Source organism: Microbacterium sp. NPDC076768 (genome assembly GCF_040687205.1).
Taxonomy (GTDB): domain Bacteria; phylum Actinomycetota; class Actinomycetes; order Actinomycetales; family Microbacteriaceae; genus Microbacterium.
Window position 1 is genome coordinate 291,217 of the sequence record NZ_JBFBMU010000001.1, and the last position, 16,636, is coordinate 307,852.

Annotated in this window: 21 protein-coding genes; 7 read left to right on the forward strand and 14 right to left on the reverse strand. The window is 63.9% G+C overall.

The annotated features are described in order from the left end of the window. Positions 1-70: 70 nt before the first annotated feature. The 4 genes from AB0O87_RS01515 to AB0O87_RS01530 all read right to left on the reverse strand — a co-directional run bounded on the left by AB0O87_RS01515 (position 71) and on the right by AB0O87_RS01530 (position 2,811). Positions 71-223 (reverse strand): hypothetical protein, encoded by a 153-nt coding sequence (locus AB0O87_RS01515; protein ID WP_363511055.1) that lies wholly within the window; start codon positions 221-223, stop codon positions 71-73. Positions 224-345: 122 nt separating this feature from the next. Then, a complete protein-coding gene (locus AB0O87_RS01520) occupies positions 346-492 on the reverse strand; it encodes a hypothetical protein (RefSeq protein ID WP_363511057.1) in 147 nt (48 codons plus the stop codon). 171 nt (positions 493-663) lie between these two features. Further along, positions 664-2,154, reverse strand: a complete 1,491-nt coding sequence (locus AB0O87_RS01525; protein ID WP_363511059.1) for a DUF4407 domain-containing protein — start codon at positions 2,152-2,154, stop codon at positions 664-666. Positions 2,155-2,238: 84 nt separating this feature from the next. Continuing rightward, complete coding sequence (locus AB0O87_RS01530) at positions 2,239-2,811, reverse strand: TetR/AcrR family transcriptional regulator (RefSeq protein WP_363511061.1); 573 nt, start codon at positions 2,809-2,811, stop codon at positions 2,239-2,241. Positions 2,812-2,876: 65 nt separating this feature from the next. On the opposite strand from AB0O87_RS01530, the gene AB0O87_RS01535 reads away from it, so the two are divergent. Further along, positions 2,877-3,503 carry an NAD(P)H-dependent oxidoreductase gene (locus AB0O87_RS01535; protein WP_363511062.1) on the forward strand — a complete coding sequence of 209 codons (627 nt, stop codon included), beginning with the start codon at positions 2,877-2,879 and terminating at the stop codon, positions 3,501-3,503. Here the strand turns inward: AB0O87_RS01535 and rlmN are convergent. Then, complete coding sequence (gene rlmN, locus AB0O87_RS01540) at positions 3,452-4,738, reverse strand: 23S rRNA (adenine(2503)-C(2))-methyltransferase RlmN (protein ID WP_363511064.1); 1,287 nt, start codon at positions 4,736-4,738, stop codon at positions 3,452-3,454. The two genes, AB0O87_RS01535 and rlmN, sit on opposite strands and share 52 nt — an antisense overlap. Positions 4,739-4,874: 136 nt before the next feature. On the opposite strand from rlmN, the gene AB0O87_RS01545 reads away from it, so the two are divergent. Further along, positions 4,875-5,513, forward strand: coding sequence for a bifunctional 4-hydroxy-2-oxoglutarate aldolase/2-dehydro-3-deoxy-phosphogluconate aldolase (locus tag AB0O87_RS01545; RefSeq protein ID WP_363511066.1), 639 nt, complete (start codon positions 4,875-4,877; stop codon positions 5,511-5,513). 28 nt (positions 5,514-5,541) lie between these two features. After that, the gene (locus AB0O87_RS01550) at positions 5,542-6,291 is read left to right on the forward strand and encodes a sulfite exporter TauE/SafE family protein (RefSeq protein ID WP_363511068.1); all 750 of its coding nucleotides are present in this window, start codon (positions 5,542-5,544) and stop codon (positions 6,289-6,291) included. Positions 6,292-6,498: 207 nt separating this feature from the next. Here the strand turns inward: AB0O87_RS01550 and AB0O87_RS01555 are convergent, their stop codons facing one another. Further along, entirely contained in the window at positions 6,499-7,329 is an 831-nt protein-coding gene (locus AB0O87_RS01555) for an NAD(P)-dependent oxidoreductase (RefSeq protein ID WP_363511070.1), read from the reverse strand. A gap of 96 nt (positions 7,330-7,425) precedes the next feature. Next, positions 7,426-8,184 (reverse strand): SDR family NAD(P)-dependent oxidoreductase, encoded by a 759-nt coding sequence (locus AB0O87_RS01560; protein ID WP_363511072.1) that lies wholly within the window; start codon positions 8,182-8,184, stop codon positions 7,426-7,428. A gap of 107 nt (positions 8,185-8,291) precedes the next feature. Between AB0O87_RS01560 and AB0O87_RS01565 the strand changes: the two genes are divergently transcribed. The 4 genes from AB0O87_RS01565 to AB0O87_RS01580 all read left to right on the forward strand — a co-directional run bounded on the left by AB0O87_RS01565 (position 8,292) and on the right by AB0O87_RS01580 (position 10,728). Further along, positions 8,292-8,744, forward strand: a complete 453-nt coding sequence (locus AB0O87_RS01565; RefSeq protein WP_363511074.1) for a hypothetical protein — start codon at positions 8,292-8,294, stop codon at positions 8,742-8,744. A gap of 91 nt (positions 8,745-8,835) precedes the next feature. After that, positions 8,836-9,258, forward strand: a complete 423-nt coding sequence (locus AB0O87_RS01570) for a hypothetical protein (RefSeq protein WP_363511076.1) — start codon at positions 8,836-8,838, stop codon at positions 9,256-9,258. Further along, positions 9,248-9,793, forward strand: a complete 546-nt coding sequence (locus AB0O87_RS01575; protein ID WP_363511078.1) for a signal peptidase II — start codon at positions 9,248-9,250, stop codon at positions 9,791-9,793. The genes AB0O87_RS01570 and AB0O87_RS01575 overlap by 11 nt, the downstream gene beginning before the upstream one ends. A gap of 8 nt (positions 9,794-9,801) precedes the next feature. Next, positions 9,802-10,728 (forward strand): cytochrome c oxidase assembly protein, encoded by a 927-nt coding sequence (locus AB0O87_RS01580; protein WP_363511080.1) that lies wholly within the window; start codon positions 9,802-9,804, stop codon positions 10,726-10,728. A 139-nt stretch (positions 10,729-10,867) separates the two neighbouring features. Here the strand turns inward: AB0O87_RS01580 and AB0O87_RS01585 are convergent, their stop codons facing one another. The 7 genes from AB0O87_RS01585 to AB0O87_RS01615 all read right to left on the reverse strand — a co-directional run bounded on the left by AB0O87_RS01585 (position 10,868) and on the right by AB0O87_RS01615 (position 16,608). Next, complete coding sequence (locus AB0O87_RS01585; protein WP_363511082.1) at positions 10,868-11,290, reverse strand: hypothetical protein; 423 nt, start codon at positions 11,288-11,290, stop codon at positions 10,868-10,870. A 43-nt stretch (positions 11,291-11,333) separates the two neighbouring features. Next, positions 11,334-11,753 carry a hypothetical protein gene (locus tag AB0O87_RS01590; protein WP_363511084.1) on the reverse strand — a complete coding sequence of 140 codons (420 nt, stop codon included), beginning with the start codon at positions 11,751-11,753 and terminating at the stop codon, positions 11,334-11,336. A gap of 99 nt (positions 11,754-11,852) precedes the next feature. Beyond that, positions 11,853-12,647 (reverse strand): Crp/Fnr family transcriptional regulator, encoded by a 795-nt coding sequence (locus AB0O87_RS01595; protein ID WP_363511085.1) that lies wholly within the window; start codon positions 12,645-12,647, stop codon positions 11,853-11,855. A 40-nt stretch (positions 12,648-12,687) separates the two neighbouring features. Continuing rightward, on the reverse strand, positions 12,688-13,734 hold the full coding sequence (locus AB0O87_RS01600) for an ABC transporter ATP-binding protein (protein WP_363511087.1): 1,047 nt from the start codon (positions 13,732-13,734) through the stop codon (positions 12,688-12,690). After that, positions 13,731-14,528 (reverse strand): ABC transporter permease subunit, encoded by a 798-nt coding sequence (locus tag AB0O87_RS01605; RefSeq protein WP_363511089.1) that lies wholly within the window; start codon positions 14,526-14,528, stop codon positions 13,731-13,733. Before AB0O87_RS01605 ends, AB0O87_RS01600 begins: the two co-directional genes overlap by 4 nt. Beyond that, positions 14,525-15,358, reverse strand: a complete 834-nt coding sequence (locus AB0O87_RS01610) for an ABC transporter permease subunit (RefSeq protein WP_363511091.1) — start codon at positions 15,356-15,358, stop codon at positions 14,525-14,527. Before AB0O87_RS01610 ends, AB0O87_RS01605 begins: the two co-directional genes overlap by 4 nt. After that, on the reverse strand, positions 15,355-16,608 hold the full coding sequence (locus tag AB0O87_RS01615; protein ID WP_363511093.1) for an ABC transporter substrate-binding protein: 1,254 nt from the start codon (positions 16,606-16,608) through the stop codon (positions 15,355-15,357). The genes AB0O87_RS01610 and AB0O87_RS01615 overlap by 4 nt, the downstream gene beginning before the upstream one ends. Between the last annotated feature and the right edge of the window lie 28 nt (positions 16,609-16,636).

Below are 16,636 nucleotides of genomic sequence, written 5' to 3' on the forward strand. Positions count from 1 at the left end.
GGCCCGCCCTCCCCTTCTGTTGCCCCTCTCTTTTGTCTTCCCCCAAACCCGCGCCCACGGGAGGGTAGGCCTACCGAGTCGCGGCTGTTGGGCGGCGCCGAATAGCACCGACTACGACGCCGATGATGAGTACGAGCCCGGCGAGCGCACTCACGGCGTAGAGCGGCCACGCCCACGGCGAGTAGTCGCCACCGCTGATTCCGAAGGTGTCGGCGAGCGCCATTCCCGCACCGAATGAGGCGACGAAATAACCTGGCGCCCCGAACATCAACAGGGATAAGAGCGCTCCAGCAGGAACCACGGGGTGCACGCGCCGCACTATTGAGAGCAAAGCGATCCCTGTGGCTAATACCACTCCGACCCCAGGAAGCTGAGCACGAACGTCGGATGGAGGCTCTCCTGGGCACTTGACATTTGGGAGCGGATCTGGCTCAGCGTGAGACCGGGCGCCGCAGCGAGTGGATTGAGGACGAGGATTTGCACCGCTGCCATGCGACCCCCCACCCCACCCCAACCCTGCTCCCGTCGCACTATCTGTCGCTCAGATCGGATTTGGGCGACAGAAAGTGCGACGGGAGCGGATGTAAAGAGGCGCGACGCGAGCGAGTCTGGGGATGAGGATGAGAATGGGGGTGGGGGTGGGGGATGGGGAACCGGGGGGGGTTAGGCGGGTTGGGAGGAAGGTGGGGAGGGGGTGGTGACGATGTCGGCGCGGTCGCGGAAGCCCTCGGCGGTCACCTTGTCGAGCGCGACCTGCTTTCGAATCGCTGCCGCCTTCTCGTACAGGCTGGGCGCGCCATAGCTCGTGAGCACCTTGACCAGCACAGGCAACAACTCGATCATGAAGAACAGTGCGGCAATCAGGATGCGGGCCCACAGGATCGCCGGCTCCTTCTCGCTCAGCCGCTCAAGCGCGCTGATCTGGCTCAGAAGCCCCACCGCCCCTGCGTTACCCGATGCCACAGAATCCGCCCGATCGTTGTACGCGGCGAGCGCCTGGTCGTACGACTCTCTGGCTGCGGGGAGCTGCGATTCTGCCTGCTCACGGTTCTGCGTTTCTGATGCGGAGGTGTTCTCTTTCGCCGTCGTGCCCGCTGCGGCCAATTCTTCGTTGGCATCGCGTAGCTGAGCGGCGAGTGCGTCATAGGTCTGCTGGGCTTCGTTGAGCTGCGCTTCGGCGGCATCAGAACTCGCGCCTTCGCCATTGACGCCTGTGCATCCTGGCACCGTGCCAGCTCCTTCGCCCGTCAACTCGCACTGGTAGAGAATGCGTGCCTGATCGATAACGGCCTGCTGTTCCGTCAACTTCGCGGTGACGTCGTCGACCGTAGCCTGCGCCGCCGACTCGGTTGCGGATGAAGAATCGGTTCCGGCGACAATTCCGGTCGCCGCCTGGTTCTCTAGTTCGGCAAGGCGGGTGGATGCCGCATCGAGCGCAAGCTTCTCTGGCCCGGTTTCCAGCGCCTCCTGGTCGGACTGCGACTGCGAGATGTTGGTCGAGGCGACTTCGCGAGCGATGTCGTTGTTGAAGATCTGCAAGACCAACGGCTCCGCGACGACGAACCCAATGATCGCGGCCATGATCACTCGCGGAATTGCGAGGCCGATGAGGCGCCAGATGTTCGTGGTCGAGCTCATCGTCGAGGTAAGAAAGCGATCGAGGTTGAAGATGATGAGCGACCATACGATCGCCAGCGGCACCGCCACCCAGATCACTGCCTGCACACCGGTCGTGAGCGCGAAGAGCATCGAGATCGCCGACAGTAGCGCCGTTCCGGCCAGCACGAAGAACATCTGCACGAACCGAGGCGTCTCGCCGGGCACGCGGTCGAGCACTTCGCCCTCTGCACCACCGAGGATCGCGAGCTGACGCCAACGCGAACCAGGGGTGCGCTGCGCACGCGCCCTGCGCTCCCGCGGCTTGCGCTCCCGCGGCTGACGGGGCGGGTTCACCGGCGCGGCCTGCTCGTCGACCGTGGCCGGAGCCGCATCGGCCGTCGCGGAGACATCTCTCTCAGGCGAGGCTTCGTCGGAACCTGTCGGCTCGTACTCACGCAAAAAGTCGAGATCATCCGTGGAGTCGTTCGAGTCGTCATCCAAGATGATTCGACCCTGCGAGTCGTAGCGACCCGGTCGATGGGCAGAATAAGGCATCCGGATAATCTACGAAACCCCTCCTGTGGATCGAGTGGAAGAGTTCTTTGAACGCTTCACAGGTTTCGCGCTACAGCCGCACAATCAGACGCCTGCGAGTGCCCGATCGATCGCTGCGATGTACGCGGTGAGTGCGACGTCGAGGGTGAAGTGTTTGGCAGCAGAGAGCGTACCGAGGCCGTGAAGTAGTCCCCACAACGCGATGTCGTCGCCTGGACGATCAAGACCGGCGGCGCCCGCACTCTCGGCGAGCACTGCCTCGAGCCCATCGATCAGCGGCGCCATCGTCGCTGTCGGCGCGCCAGGCACGCACACCGTCGGGATATGAATCACGTCGAATGCATGTGATCGTTCGACAGCGAACCGGATGTACGCCGAACCTTTCGCCTCCAGCACGGCGCGTGGGGTTGAGGCGTCCGCACCGGCTGAACGCACTTGTTCCAGCAGCTCGGCCATGCTGCGCTCGGCGATGGCCTTGAGAAGTCCCCGTCGATCCGAGAAGTGGTGATACGGGGCGTTGTGGCTCACATTGGCTGCTCGTGCAACCTCGCGAAGGCTGATCTCTGTGGCAGGCATGCGCTCAAGCAACTGCATCGCGGCGTCTTCCAGCGCGCTGGCAAGACTGCCGTGGTGGTAGCCATCTTTCGAACTTGACATGAGCAACATTCTTACCTATCTTGACAGTGTCCACCTAGTTGACACTGTCCAGATTGGAACACTTTATGTCTACCCTCGTCATCGACGGCCACCCCGATTCGCAATCCCTCACCGCCGCCATCGTGCAGCGCTACGCCGCAGGGCACGGCGATGCCAAAGTGCTCGCCCTGCGCGATCTCGACTTCGATCCGCACCTGCACTTTGGCTACCGGAAGCGCACGACCCTCGAGCCAGATCTGATCGCCGCAAAGAGGGCACTCCATGAGGCAGATGCGATTGTGGTCGCCACACCGCTCTGGTGGGGATCGGTTCCCGCCGTACTCAAGGGATTCTTCGATCGCGCACTACTCCCCCAGCAGGAGTACCGCTACACCCCCCGAGGGTTCCCCGAGGGTCTCTTGCCCGCCACCCAAGGACGCCTGATTCTGCTCTCCGACACACCAGGGCTGTTTGCACCGCTGGGCGGCTTCCCTGTGCAGAAGCAGATCGTGCGCAACACCCTCAAGTTCTGCGGCGTCGGATCAGTACGCACCACACGCATGCTCGGAGTCAAGACCGCAGGCGATGCGAAGATCGCCCGCTGGCTCGACACCGCAGAGCAACTCGGAGCCGCCGACAGAAACCGCGCGAAAGCGAAGCCTCAGGACATCGCTGCCGAGGCGGCCTCATCTTCCGTGGTGGCGACGAGCTGACCGCACGCCCCATCGATCTCTTTGCCTCTGGTGTCGCGGAGCGTGGTGGGGATGCCGGCGTCGTTCAACCGACGCACGAACTCGTTCTGCACAGGAATCTCCGACGCTGTCCAAATCGACCCCGGCGTCGGGTTCAGCGGAATCGGGTTCACGTGCACCCACCCGCGCCCGCGCTGATTGAGCTTGTCGGCCAAGAGATCGGCACGCCAGGCATGGTCGTTCATGTCTTTGATCAGCGCGTACTCGATCGACACCCGACGACCGGTCTTGGCGTAATAGTCATACGCCGCATCCAATGCCTCGTCGACCTTCCAGCGAGAGTTCACCGGAATGAGTTCGTCGCGCAGGTGATCGTCTGGAGCGTGCAGCGAGAGAGCAAAAGTGACGGGGATGCCTTCATCGGCGAGCTTCTTCATCGCCGGCACCAGCCCCACTGTCGAAATCGTAATGCCGCGAGCGCTCATGCCGACGCCGTCAGGCTGCGGGGCGACCATGCAGCGCACCGCATCCATCACGCGCTTGTAATTGGCGAGCGGCTCTCCCATGCCCATGAAGACAATGTTGGAGACGCGATCCATGCTGTGGTCATCGGACTTCTTGCCGCCAAGGCCGCCCTCAGCGATGAGTCGATTCGCGCGGACGATCTGCTCGATGATCTCAGCGGTCGACATATTGCGGGTCAGGCCCGCCTGCCCCGTCGCACAGAACGGGCAGTTCATGCCACACCCGGCCTGGCTCGATACGCAGAGCGTGATCCGCCCCGGGTACCGCATCAGCACGGACTCAACGAGCGCACCATCATGCAAACGCCACAGGAACTTGACAGTGTCACCGCGATCGGTCTTCAGCTGCCGCACCTCAGTGAGCAACGAAGGCAACAGGCCACCGGCGAGCTGTTCGCGGGTGTCAGCAGGAAGGTCCGTCATCTCCGCAGGATCGGAGGTGTAGTGGCGGAAGTAGTGCGTTGACAGCTGCTTCGCGCGGAAACCGGGGAGACCCAGCTCCTTCACCTTCTCTACGCGCTCAGCGGGGGTGAGGTCGGCGAGATGCACCGGCGGCTTGCCGCGCTTAGGGCTCGCGAACTGCAACAGCGGCCGCCCCTCGGCATCCTTCTGTTGCGTCCACCCCTCAGTCGCAGGCCGCACCTGCGGCTTGCGCGTCTCCCGAATCGCCCCTGAACGGGACGCGGGCGCTGCCTGTGGGCGCGTCTCGCGCGTGCGGGGAGTCTCAGTCATACCTCCAGGGTACGCGGTGCCCGGTGAAAGGCGGCTGGGGCACGATCCCATCCGTTGTCGAAAAGAGTCCATCTGGACTTGTCGGTACAGGCTCCGCCCGAGAGAATGGTCGAGCCCGCCCTCTGAAGGAGCCTCCATGCCAGACCGTCTCGACCGCGCCCGCAGCACCGGCATCCTCGCCGTCCTCCGCGCACCATCGCCTGAGCTGGCGCTTGAAGCCTCCGAAGCGATCATTCGCGGCGGCGTAACCGGCATCGAAGTCACCTTCTCAACCCCAGACGCCCCCGCAGTGATCCGCGAACTCGTGGCACGCCACGGCGATGCCGCCTACATCGGCGCTGGCACTGTGACCACGGCAGCGCAAGCAGCACAGGCAGCCGACGCAGGAGCCGAATTCTTGGTGAGCCCCGGCACGCTCCCCGACCTCACCCGCACCATGCTCGACACCGGACGTGTCGTCATGACCGGAGCGATGACCCCCACCGAAGTGATGGGCGCGCTCGAACTCGGCGTCGACGTCGTGAAAATCTTCCCCGCCTCCCTCGGCGGACCGTCTTACCTCGGTGCCCTGCGCGGACCGTTCCCCGACGCTCCCCTCATGCCAACCGGAGGCGTGAGCCCCGACAACCTCGCTGCCTGGTTCGCGGCAGGAGCAGTCGCCGTCGGCGCCGGCGGCGACCTCGCAAACGGCGCATCGATCAAGGCATCTGACTGGGCCGACATCGAACAGCGCGCCGCCCGATTCGCCACAGCGCTCGCCGCCACACGCGGATGATCCGCCCGGTCATCGCCTGGCCGCGGCGGTGATCGCCCTCGACCCCTGGGCCTGGGTGGCCCTGGCCGTGGCCGCCGTCGCGATTGGAATCTCGAAGACCGCGCTTCCTGGAGGCAGCATCCTTGCGATCGCTCTTTTCGCTGCGGTGCTGCCTGCACGCACATCGACCGCCGCCACCCTGCTTTTGTTGATGGTCGGCGACGTGTTCGCGCTGATCGCCTACCGCAGGCACGCTCACTGGCCGACGCTGCTGCGACTCGCGCCAGCGGTCATCGCGGGGTTGGCCGTCGGGTTCGCGTTTCTTGCGTTCGCTGGCGATGGCGTGGTCCGGCGCGCGATCGGTGTGATCCTGCTGTTGATGATCAGTGTGACGCTGTGGCGCCGGTGGCGGCAACGTGGGGCAGCAGACGATGCGCCTGCTGCCGGAGGCATCGTCCTTGCAGGGGCCTACGGCACACTCGGCGGGTTTACCACCATGGTCGCCAACGCGGGCGGGCCGGTGATGTCGATGTATTTTCTGGCGACCCGCACCCCCGTGCAGGTTTTTCTCGGCACTTCTGCGTGGTTCTTCGCCATCATCAACGTCGTTAAAGTGCCGTTCCTTGCAAGCCTCGGGCTGTTCGAAGCGCCACTGCTCTTGATGGATGCGGCACTCGCGCCACTGGTGGTGATCGGCGCGCTACTGGGGATGCAGGTCACGCGCCGCATGAACCAGGGTGTCTTTGACCGCATCGTGATTGTGCTGACGATCGTCGGCGCGGTGTATCTGCTGTTCTGACCCTTCGACAAGCTCAGGGACCTACCCCGCCCGGTCGCTGAGCCACCCCCGGTCGCTGAGCCACCCCCGGTCGCTGAGCCTGTCGAAGCGTCCCCACCCCCGGTCGCTGAGCCACCCCCGGTCGCTGAGCCTGTCGAAGCGTCCCCACCCCCGGTCGCTGAGCCTGTCGAAGCGTCCCCACCCCCGGTCGCTGAGCCTGTCGAAGCGTCAGTCGAGGAAGATGTCGGGGAACAGCGCGTTGTCCGGTGTTCCTGGAACCGCGGCGTAGCTGGAGAAGTCCGTCACGCCGTCAGCTTCGAGCACGTCTTCGACGATGAGGGTCTGCCCCGTGTACGAAGCGGCAGGCTTCACGAGCACGGCGTATGCGGCATCCGCATAGATCTCGGGGGTGCGACTCGCCGCCATCACCTTGTCTCCGCCGAGCAGGTTTTTTACCGCGGCGGTGGCGATGGTGGTGCGAGGCCAGAGTGTGTTCGCGGCGATGCCATCGCGGGCGAATTCTGCAGCCAGTCCGAGCGTGGCCATCGTCATGCCGAACTTGGCAAGCGTGTATCCGGTGTGCGCACCCAGCCACTTCGGCGTCGCGTTGAGCGGCGGCGAGAGCGAGAGGATGTGCGGGTTTTCTGCATCTTTCAGAATCGGCACTGCCGCACGCGACAGCATGAAGGTGCCACGCACGTTGACGTCTTGCATCAGGTCGTACTTTTTCGGCCCGAGGTCGAGCGAGCGGGAGAGGTCAATGACGCTGGCGTTGTTGATGACGATGTCGATGCCGCCGAACTCACCCTGCGTTTTCAGCACTGCTTCGGTGATGTCGTCGTCTTCTCGCACATCGCCCACGATCGGGAGGGCTTGTCCGCCTGCTGCCCTGATCTGCTCGGCAGCCGTGTGGATGGTGCCTTCGAGCTTCGGATGCGGGGTGTCGGTCTTCGCGAGCATCGCAATGTTGGCGCCGTCTGCTGCTGCACGAAGCGCGATCGCGAGGCCGATTCCACGGCTCCCGCCCGACATCAAGATGGTCTTGCCTGCAAGTGACATGAATTCTCCTTCAGTAGTCCGTTCCCGTCGCACTTTCTGTCGCTCAAATCCGATTTGAGCGACAGAAAGTGCGACGGGAGCAAAAAGATGGGGGGGTTAGCGGGGGGCCATGCGGATGGCGCCGTCCAGGCGAATGGTTTCGCCGTTGAGGTAGGCGTTTTCTACGATCTGCTGCACGAGGGTTGCGTATTCTTCTGGGCGACCGAGACGCGAGGGGAACGGCACCTGCTGGCCCAGTGAATCTTGCGCAGCCTGCGGAAGCCCCATCAGCATCGGGGTCTCCATAATTCCTGGGGCGATCGTGCACACGCGGATGCTGTGCCGCGCCAGCTCACGCGCCACAGGCAACGTCATCGCGTGCACGCCCCCTTTCGATGCGGAGTAGGCCGGCTGACCGATCTGACCATCGAACGCGGCGACGCTTGCGGTGTTCACGATGACTCCGCGCTCGTCGTCGTGGAGTTCGTTCTGCGAGATCACCGCGGCTGCCTGCGAAATCACGTTGAAAGTGCCGACGAGATTGATCCGCACCACCCGCTCGAAGTCGGCGAGCACAGCGGGGTTTCCTTCGCGGTCGAGCACCTTGGCTGGCGGCGCGATCCCTGCGCAGTTCACGACCACACGCAAAGGCGCAGCGGCTTGCGCTGCGGCGACAGCTGCCTGCACTTCTTCGGCGCTGGTGACGTCGGCGGCCACGAACAGCCCGCCCAGCTCTGCCGCAATTTCTGCCCCGCGAGAGGAGGCGAGATCAATGATCGTGACATGAGCACCACCGGCAACAAGTCGACGTGCGGTGGCGAGTCCGAGGCCAGAAGCCCCTCCGGTGACAAGTGCACCCTGCCCACTGATCTGCATCTGATGTTCCCCTTCGAACGTCGCGCGGCCTGCTCATTTGAAACGCGGTTTCAGCCTACGTGGTTCCTGATTCCACCACGATACGACTCAAGGGTAGAATTTCGAGGATGCTCCGCACACTTCGGATCCAACGATCCGCGGAGCCAAATACGCGGTTATTGATAATACGGCTCATTACCAGTACTGCCCTGGCGCTGCTCGTATTTTTCGCCCTCACCGCCACTGCGCACAGCGACCTCGCGTCCACCGAGACTGCGGGCCTCTCTGCCCTGAGTTCTACGGCGAGTTCTGCGGATTCTGCAGAACTCGCTGACTCCGACCGGGAGACACCGCTTGCCTCGGCGAACGGTGCGAATGCACTCGTCGAGGCCGCCATCTGCGTGCTCGGGGTTTTGTGTGGTCTCGCCGCAATGATCGTGCTGTGGCGCACGCTTCGTGCCCGCGATCTGCTTTCTGCGCCCTCCAGCCTCGAACGCGCCGTGCCGACGCCGGTAACGCTCGTCACGCGCCCACGAGTGTCGATGGTTTCCCTCGCCCTGTTGAGCGTGTCCCGCACCTGAGTCGAGCGCACGTCTCCGTTCGCTAGGCCCGTTCGGCCTTGTCGCTCTTCAGCGACATCACACGCTTGCCTTACCCGTGAAGGACCCTGAAATGAACCACCCCGTGGAGAACGCGAATCCGCGCCGGAGAAGAACCACGCTCGCTTCGCCCCTCGTGGCTGCGCTCACTCTGTTGCTCGTGCTTCTCGGCGCACAGTCCGCGACGGCGCAAGATCAGTCGGCAACCAGCCAGGCCAGCCAGCCAGCGATCTCGACTCAGCCACTTGCGACCGCCAGCACCACCCCCACTCCTTCCCCCACCCCATCGGAGGCGGAGAAAACCGACCACCAGCAGCAGAACGGTGAAGAAGACGTAGAGCGCACAGACCTCAGCCTTCTCGGCTTCGCTTTTGTGGGGGCCATCGGCTTTCTGCTCGCCGCTGGCGCACTCGGCGTCTTCCTTTCCGCTCGGGCCAAACGCTCGCGCGATCGCCGTTCCACCACACACTCCGAGGAGGCTTCGGATGAAGCGTGACAGGTTCCCTCGCTATGCGATCGCGTTTATCGTCGCCGGCGTCGTATTGATCATCGATCAGACCACCAAGGCCGCCGCCATCGCGAACCTGAGCGAAACAGAGCGGATTCCGTTGCTGGGCGCGGCGCTCGGACTGCAGCTGGCTTTCAACCCCGGCGCGATTTTGTCATTCGGATCCGAGGCAACCTGGCTCCTCACCGTGGTCGGAGTCGGCGCGATTGTTGCGCTGTTCCTCGCCGCAATGCGTGCAAGAACGGCGTGGTGGGCGTGCGGATGGGGGTTCGTCCTTGGCGGCGCACTCGGCAACGTCCTCGACCGTCTGTTTGCCCCGCCCGCATTTGGCCGCGGACAGGTCACCGACTTCCTCGCTTACGGACACCTATTCATCGGAAACCTCGCTGACGTCGCCCTGGGAATTGGCGGGGTCATCCTGGTCGTCGGCATCATGCTCGACCAGCGTGCGGCACGACGAACGGGCAGCGCAGCGGATGACACAAACGAGACAGACAGGTTGAGGGAGGCCCCCGTCGAATGAACACGTGGATGCCCGACGAGGCGCCGACCTTCTCTGACTTTCTCGCGCTGGCGCCAGGTCCGTTCCCGCTACTGCCGCTGGTCGCAGCGGTTTTGGGAGTGATGTATCTGGCTGGCGCGATCCGGTTGTGGCGCCAACACCGCCGCTGGCCAATCTGGCGCACGGTCAGCTTTCTGCTGGGCTGCGTCTTACTCGCTGCCACCACCGGGCTCGGCGTTGAAGCGTATGGCTACGCCATGATGTCGGTGTTCATGTTCCAGCAGCTCACGCTGATGATCGCGATCCCTCCCCTGCTTGTGTTGGGTTCGCCTGGCACCCTCCTGCTGCGCGCCACGCACCACCACGGGGCCGGCGCTCAGGTGTTGCGCGCGGCACACTGGGGGCTCCGCAGCCGCATAGCGGGGTGGATCCTGAGCCCGTGGATTGCCTTGCCGCTCTACCTGATCGCGTTTTACGGGCTCTATCTTGCCGGTCTCGCCGACCAGATTCTGGCGGAACCTGGCGGGCACATCTCGCTGGAGATCGGCTTTCTGGTCGTGGGAATCCTGTTCGCGATTCCGGTGTTGAGTTCCGATCCGCTCCCGGTACGCCTCAGCCACGGCGGGCGAGCGCTCGACGTTTTCGCTGAGGCAGCGCTACACGCCTTCTTCGGGGTCTTTCTGATGATGGCCACGACGATGCTGGTGGACTACTTCGTCGCCCCGACGGAGGCGCTCGGCATCGATCCACTCGCCGATCAACAGCTCGCCGGCGGGTTGGCTTGGTCGTATGGCGAGGCGCCGACGCTACTGATTCTCGTCTACGTCATGCACCGATGGTTCCGCGAAGACACCGCTCGTGCCGCCGCCGCAGACAGGTACGCCGACCTCCACGGCACGACAGAGCTTGACGCATACAACACCTACCTCAAGCGCCTCCGCGAGAAAGACAGCTAAACGTATCCGGCCATCAGGTGGCCGCCGAGCGCGCTGTGGCGTCGTTCATGTGTGTACAGCTCGATCCGGGGTGCGAGAGCGGTTACTCCCCGCTACCAAGGTCCGATGGCTGGCGATTTGTGACCTCCTTCCCGCAGCCCTACTCCGAGGCTTCGTCCACGAGTCGGAACTCGATATCGAACAATCCCTCCGCATCTTGGAAACGGAGGGTACCGGAGCGAAAAGGGACGAAATAGATGCGAGGTTCGACGTCCCGCGACCCCGGTGATGCTTCTTCAAAGTCCAAGGCAACCTCGGTATCGTCGCGCGCGGTGAGCCAAGCGCCCGTGGCGTCGAACTCGCTGTCTGCGTCTCTGCCTTCTAGCGGATTGAACGATGTATCGGTCATGGTGAAGGTGCCGTCGGGGCGGATGGAGAGGGTGCCTTCGTCGCCGTCGATAGCGACCCACTCACCGACCGGTGAGGCGAGTTGCGGACCAGTGCAGCCAGTGAGAGCGAGGACTGCGGCGATGACGATGCTCGCGACTGCCAGGTATCGGCGACGGGGGGATCGTACGTTCATGGGTACACCGTTCCAGGCGATTTGTGATCTCCTCCCCGCAGTCCTACTTCGAGGTTTCGTCCGCGAGTCGGAACTCGATATCGAGCACGTCGTCCGGATCATGGAAACGGATGGTGCCTGAGCGGAAGGGAACGTCAAAACCAGCTGGACTCACGTCCGAGTCGCCTTGCGAAGCTTCAACGAAGACTAGAGATAGTTCCGTGTCGTCCGGAAATATGCGCCAGGTGCCGGTGGCGTTGAAGTCGTCGTCAGCGTCTCGTTGTTCAAGGGGGTTATAAGACGCGTCGGTGATCGCGAAGGTGCCGTCAGAGTGAATCGATAACGTGCCGTAATCGTCTTCGATAGCGACCCACTCACCGACCGGTGAGGCGAGTTGCGGACCAGTGCAGCCAGTGAGAGCGAGGACTACGGCGATGGTGATGCTCACGATTGGCAGGCTTCGGCGGAGGGATCGTGCGTTCATGGGTACACCGTTTCGGTCCAGACGATGGTTTGGTGATGCCTGGCCCACAGCCCATCTTTAGCATTCGCTTCTGACTTAGCTAAACGTACCCGGCCTGCCTCAGCGCGCGTCGCGACTGATGAGGCGCAGCGCCGAAGCGTCGGTGATGATGATGCGCCCTCGGCCCTGACGAATATGACCGTGGTCGGCGAAGTCGCTGAGCACCCGGCTGGTGGCTTCTCTGGTCGCGCCAATCACTCCCGCAAGCTGCTCGTGAGTCAGCCGCACCTGCGGCGCCCGCGCGAACGGGCCGGATCCGCTCTGGGAGCGGCGGGTGAGATTGAGCAGGGTGGCAGCCACCCGCGATGGCAGCGACCGGAGAGCGAGGTCAGTGAGCCGATCTTCCAGCTCAGCGACGCGGTCTCCGAGGATGCGGGCGACGCGCACGGCGATCCTCGGGTCTGCAAGCAAGAACCGTTCCACATCGGCCATGCTCAGCTGACAGACCAGCGCATCGTCGATTGCTTCGGCGTAGCTGTCGTACATTCGCTGGCCGACGAGCATCATCTCCCCGAACACCGACCCCGGTTCGAGGATCGCCAGTGTGAGCGCCTTGCCGTCTTCGGCAACGCGAAAGATGCGCACGCGCCCGGTCTTCAAGATGAACAGCGAGTGCAGCGGTTGAGCCTGACTGTGCAAAATCTGTCCACGCCGAAACAGTGTGGCTGGCACCATGTCGTCGATTGCTTCGATCTCTTCTGCCGAGAGGTCGGCGAACAGGTCAACCGCGTTCAAGCACGAGAACGGATCTGTCGGTGTCACGGCATCCGTTGGATCCTTCGCCCGCTCGACAGGCGACCAGGGTGACGGCATGCCGAGCTCGCCACGGTGCGAATCAAACTCGTGAGAAGTCATGACAGTTCTCCAATCTTTGACACTGAAACCACTACACATCTCATCGGGGCACCACGGTTGCCGACCCCGCCGTGATCATGAGCGATACCGGATCGCCCACGCGCAGATCGAGGCCTGGAGGGAGGTCTGCGACCAGCTCGGCCTCACCGTTGCGCACGATCACCGAGCATCGAGGACCCCTGTGCTCCAGGGCGGCGACGACACCGGCCAACACCCCAGGTGTCGAGCGTGCAGGTTCTGCCAACACCTGGATCGCCTCTTGGCGCACCACAAGAACACCCACCCCGTCTGGGGTCTCCGAAATCACCGGCAACCGTCCAAGGTCAGAGGTGTGTACCCCGTTTTCGACCACGCCCTGCACCGCATTTCGTCCGCCCATGAGTCGGGCGACCGCCAGCGACGATGGCCGATGAAAGATGCCTTCAACTGTGTCGTTTTGCAGCACAATGCCGCCCTCGAGAAGCGCAATGCGTTCCGCCACAACGGCGGCTTCATCTCGGTCGTGCGTCACGAGCAGGATTGTCGGAGGAAGTTGCTCGCGCAGACGGTCCAACAGCGCATACATGTCGTCGCGCAGGCCAGGATCCAGCGCACCAAAGGGTTCGTCCAACAGCAGCACTTGCGGATGGGAAGCCAAGCTTCTGGCGATCGCGACACGTTGCTGTTGGCCGCCAGAGAGCGTCGATGCGTTGCGCGCACCAAAATCGCCCATCTGCACAAGCTCGAGGAAAGGCTGCGCATCTGCCCGCGCACGCGTGCGCTTCGCACCTGCCGCGCGGGCGGAGAAGGCCACATTGTCGAGCACAGAAAGGTGCGGGAACAGCAGCGGACGCTGCGCAAGCATGCCGATCCCCCGACGCTCTGGCGGTACTGCGCTCATGTCAGCGCCGTTGATGAGCACCCGTCCGCTCGATGGCTCGTCGAGCCCGGCTATCAGTCTCAGCAATGTGCTTTTGCCTGATCCGCTCGGTCCGAGAAGCGCCGTGCGCGTGCCGTGTTCCAGGCGCAGCGATACGTCGTCCACCGCCGGCGACGGTTGCCCTGGGTGCTGCTTGGTCACACCGAGAACCTCGACCGCCGCGCTCATGCCACGCTCCTCGTGCGCCAGGGCTGTCGTGCGAGCCACGCAAGCACGAGCACTGGGGGGATGATCGCAATCAACGACAGCACAGCGACCAGGCTGTCGTTGCCGACCCCTGCGGCGGCCGATGCGGTAATCAGCGGCAGGGTGACGATCTGTCCCCCACCGATCAGCAGAGTCACGATGTAATCACTCCATCCCACCAAAAAGGCGAGGAACGCGGATCGCGCGAGAGCAGGCGCGATGAGGGGAAGGTGCACGTGCCAGAGAGTATGCCGGCGCGAGGCCCCGAGCACGCGCGCTTCGGCATCGTATCCCGCATCGTATCCGGCATAGGCAGCGCGCATCGAGAAGGTCGTATAGGGCATCGCCATTGCCACCAGCACGAGGACGAGTCCGATCAGCTCCGGCACACGGGCACGGAGCAGCAGAACATTCATGCCCAGCGAGAGCGTGAGCGCCGGCAGTAGCAGCGGGGCAAACACGAGAACCGTCAGCGAACGCGGTGCGGGTGCACGCCCAAGCGCCAGAGCACGGCCCACCACCGCACCCGCAGGAGTGGCGATCGCTGCCACAATCAGACCGAGGATCAGCGATTTCTTGAAAGCTGCCGCCCCGCCCTGTGCCATCGCTGTCATGAACCCTGCTGTGCCCCACTGCGTGGGAAACGCCTCAGACGTCGGCCAGCGGTCGGCGAAAGCCCACAGCACCATCGGCAGGAAAGGCACGATCAGCCAGGCGATCATCAGCGCGGCGATCACCAGACGGCCGAGCCGTTGCGAAAGGGTGCGCGCCTTCATCGCCACGCCGTTCGTCGCAGCAGCAGAAACCCGAGCGCCGCCACCACGGCTCCGACCGCGGTGATGACCACCGCTGTGGCGGCTGCCGCTGATCGTGCAGTCAGGTCGACCGCGGTGTAGAGGCGCACAGCCATCACGGCGAGGGGTTCGGGGTAGGAGCGTCCGAGCAGCCAGGCGACCTCATAGGTGCCGAGCGTGTAGATGAACACGATGGTGCCGGTGATGATGAGCGACGGCCACGCCAGCGGCAAGAGCACCAGCCGAATCCGCTGCCACCGTCCCGCACCGAGCACAGCGGCGGTCTCATCAAAACGGGCGATGCGTACAGAGAGGGTTCCCGCAACGATTAGCGCGACGAACGCCGATTCCTTCCAGGCGTATTCGAGGATGACGCCAATCCACCAGTTGCTACCTACCAGGGCTGGCCACTCGGAATCCGGGATGCCGAACAGGCGCGGCAGCAGACCTGTCTCGGTCAGCAACAGCCAGAACGCCGCTGCCCCCACCAGGTGCGGCACGGTGACGGTGGCGGCGCCGAGGCCGTTCAGCGTGCGACCGAGTCGACCGCCACCGACGACCAGCAACGCGATGGCTCCGCCGAACACGACGGCGAGCGCGGTGGACGCCGTCGCGATCCACAACGAGATCCCGGTCGCTAATGGCAGCTCAGCAGCGATGTCGGTATAGGCGTCGACCGACACCCGCGGCGGACCGAACACAGGCATCAGACCGAGGCTTTGCAGGATCACAGACACCGTGCCGCCGATGACCACCACTGCTGCGGGCGCTGCGGCCAGCAGAACAAGAAGGTGCGGCAGGCGGCGACTCATCGTCCGGCGATGGCGGTGCGCCACTGGTCATCGAGCGGCGGCACCCACTGTGCACTGAGCTCTGGGTTGGCGTTTTCTGACAGGACGTCAAAGGAAGGAACGACAGGTGATGCAGGGAGCGCGTCGAACAGTGCGCGGTCGCTCTCATTCAGGGCGTCGTAGTCGAGCACAGTGAACTGTCCCCACACGGCGGGATCGGCTTTCGCCACCTGCTGCTCGACCGACAGGGCAATGTTGGCCACGACCATCGCCCCCGCACGGTCTTCGGCGTTGACAGGAATCGCGAGGAAGCTCGCGTTGCCGAGAGTGCCCTCGTCGAGCGAGAGAACCTGGGTGTTCTGCGGATAGGTGCCGTCGGCGACCAGCTTGGTGAGAGTCGCCGGGCCATACGTCATTGTGAAGTCCACCTGGCCTTCGGCATACAGCCGGTTGAGCTGATCCGCATCGGCGGGGTAGGTGTCTCCGCCACGCCACAGCGACGGCGCGATGTCTGTCAGCGTCTCGAACAGTGCGGGGGACAGTTCGTCGTACGCCTCGTTACTGAACTCTGACGGGACATTCTCATACCCGCCCGACGCGTTGTAGAGCGCCTGACGGATGAAGGCGGAGCCGGTGAAATCGGGTGGCGCCGGGTATGTGAACCGCCCCGGATTTTGCTCTGCCCACTCGAGCAGCCCCGTGAAGGTGGTCGGCGGCTCGGTCACCACATCAGCGTTGTAGGCAAAGCTGAACTGTGCTTTGTGCCACGGCGCCTCACAGCCGTTGATAGGAGTTCCGAAGTCTTCAGTGAGCAACGGATCTTCCGCCGAGACGTCCTTCATGTTCGGCAGCAGCTCTGTCCAGTCACAGAGCCAGGCATCCGCCTGTGTTCCGGTGCGAAAGTTGTCGCCGTTCACCCAGATCAGATCGACCGAGCCGTCGTTGGAGCGACCGGCCTGCAGCTCTGTGAGCACGCGGTTCAGTGCGTCGCCTGTGTCGGCCACCGGAACCCGCCTCAGGGTGACCCCCGCCTCAGCGACCGCTGGCGCCAGCACCTCGTCGACGTAGGCGTTGCCCTGTTCGTCTCCGCCATACATCCACAGGTTTACGGTTTGACCCTCTGCCTCGTCGACGACTTCTTGCCAAGACGCGGGCAGTGCCGCCGCAGGGGCCGAGGGCGCGGCGCATGCCGTGAGAGCGAAGAGCAACACGGCACCGCCCGCAAGAGCTCGGAGCGAGCGGACGCCGAGAGCAGAGTGGTGTACCGGCACAGTGCGCAATCTTTCGTGAAGGGGAACG

Coding starts and splice junctions, on each gene's coding strand:
- AB0O87_RS01515 (WP_363511055.1), bottom strand. CDS start 223: ATGGCGCTCGCCGACACCTTCGGAATCAGCGGTGGCGACTACTCGCCG.
- AB0O87_RS01520 (WP_363511057.1), bottom strand. CDS start 492: ATGGCAGCGGTGCAAATCCTCGTCCTCAATCCACTCGCTGCGGCGCCC.
- AB0O87_RS01525 (WP_363511059.1), bottom strand. CDS start 2,154: ATGCCTTATTCTGCCCATCGACCGGGTCGCTACGACTCGCAGGGTCGA.
- AB0O87_RS01530 (WP_363511061.1), bottom strand. CDS start 2,811: ATGTCAAGTTCGAAAGATGGCTACCACCACGGCAGTCTTGCCAGCGCG.
- AB0O87_RS01535 (WP_363511062.1), top strand. CDS start 2,877: ATGTCTACCCTCGTCATCGACGGCCACCCCGATTCGCAATCCCTCACC.
- rlmN (WP_363511064.1), bottom strand. CDS start 4,738: ATGACTGAGACTCCCCGCACGCGCGAGACGCGCCCACAGGCAGCGCCC.
- AB0O87_RS01545 (WP_363511066.1), top strand. CDS start 4,875: ATGCCAGACCGTCTCGACCGCGCCCGCAGCACCGGCATCCTCGCCGTC.
- AB0O87_RS01555 (WP_363511070.1), bottom strand. CDS start 7,329: ATGTCACTTGCAGGCAAGACCATCTTGATGTCGGGCGGGAGCCGTGGA.
- AB0O87_RS01560 (WP_363511072.1), bottom strand. CDS start 8,184: ATGCAGATCAGTGGGCAGGGTGCACTTGTCACCGGAGGGGCTTCTGGC.
- AB0O87_RS01565 (WP_363511074.1), top strand. CDS start 8,292: ATGCTCCGCACACTTCGGATCCAACGATCCGCGGAGCCAAATACGCGG.
- AB0O87_RS01570 (WP_363511076.1), top strand. CDS start 8,836: ATGAACCACCCCGTGGAGAACGCGAATCCGCGCCGGAGAAGAACCACG.
- AB0O87_RS01575 (WP_363511078.1), top strand. CDS start 9,248: ATGAAGCGTGACAGGTTCCCTCGCTATGCGATCGCGTTTATCGTCGCC.
- AB0O87_RS01580 (WP_363511080.1), top strand. CDS start 9,802: ATGCCCGACGAGGCGCCGACCTTCTCTGACTTTCTCGCGCTGGCGCCA.
- AB0O87_RS01585 (WP_363511082.1), bottom strand. CDS start 11,290: ATGAACGTACGATCCCCCCGTCGCCGATACCTGGCAGTCGCGAGCATC.
- AB0O87_RS01590 (WP_363511084.1), bottom strand. CDS start 11,753: ATGAACGCACGATCCCTCCGCCGAAGCCTGCCAATCGTGAGCATCACC.
- AB0O87_RS01595 (WP_363511085.1), bottom strand. CDS start 12,647: ATGACTTCTCACGAGTTTGATTCGCACCGTGGCGAGCTCGGCATGCCG.
- AB0O87_RS01600 (WP_363511087.1), bottom strand. CDS start 13,734: ATGAGCGCGGCGGTCGAGGTTCTCGGTGTGACCAAGCAGCACCCAGGG.
- AB0O87_RS01605 (WP_363511089.1), bottom strand. CDS start 14,528: ATGAAGGCGCGCACCCTTTCGCAACGGCTCGGCCGTCTGGTGATCGCC.
- AB0O87_RS01610 (WP_363511091.1), bottom strand. CDS start 15,358: ATGAGTCGCCGCCTGCCGCACCTTCTTGTTCTGCTGGCCGCAGCGCCC.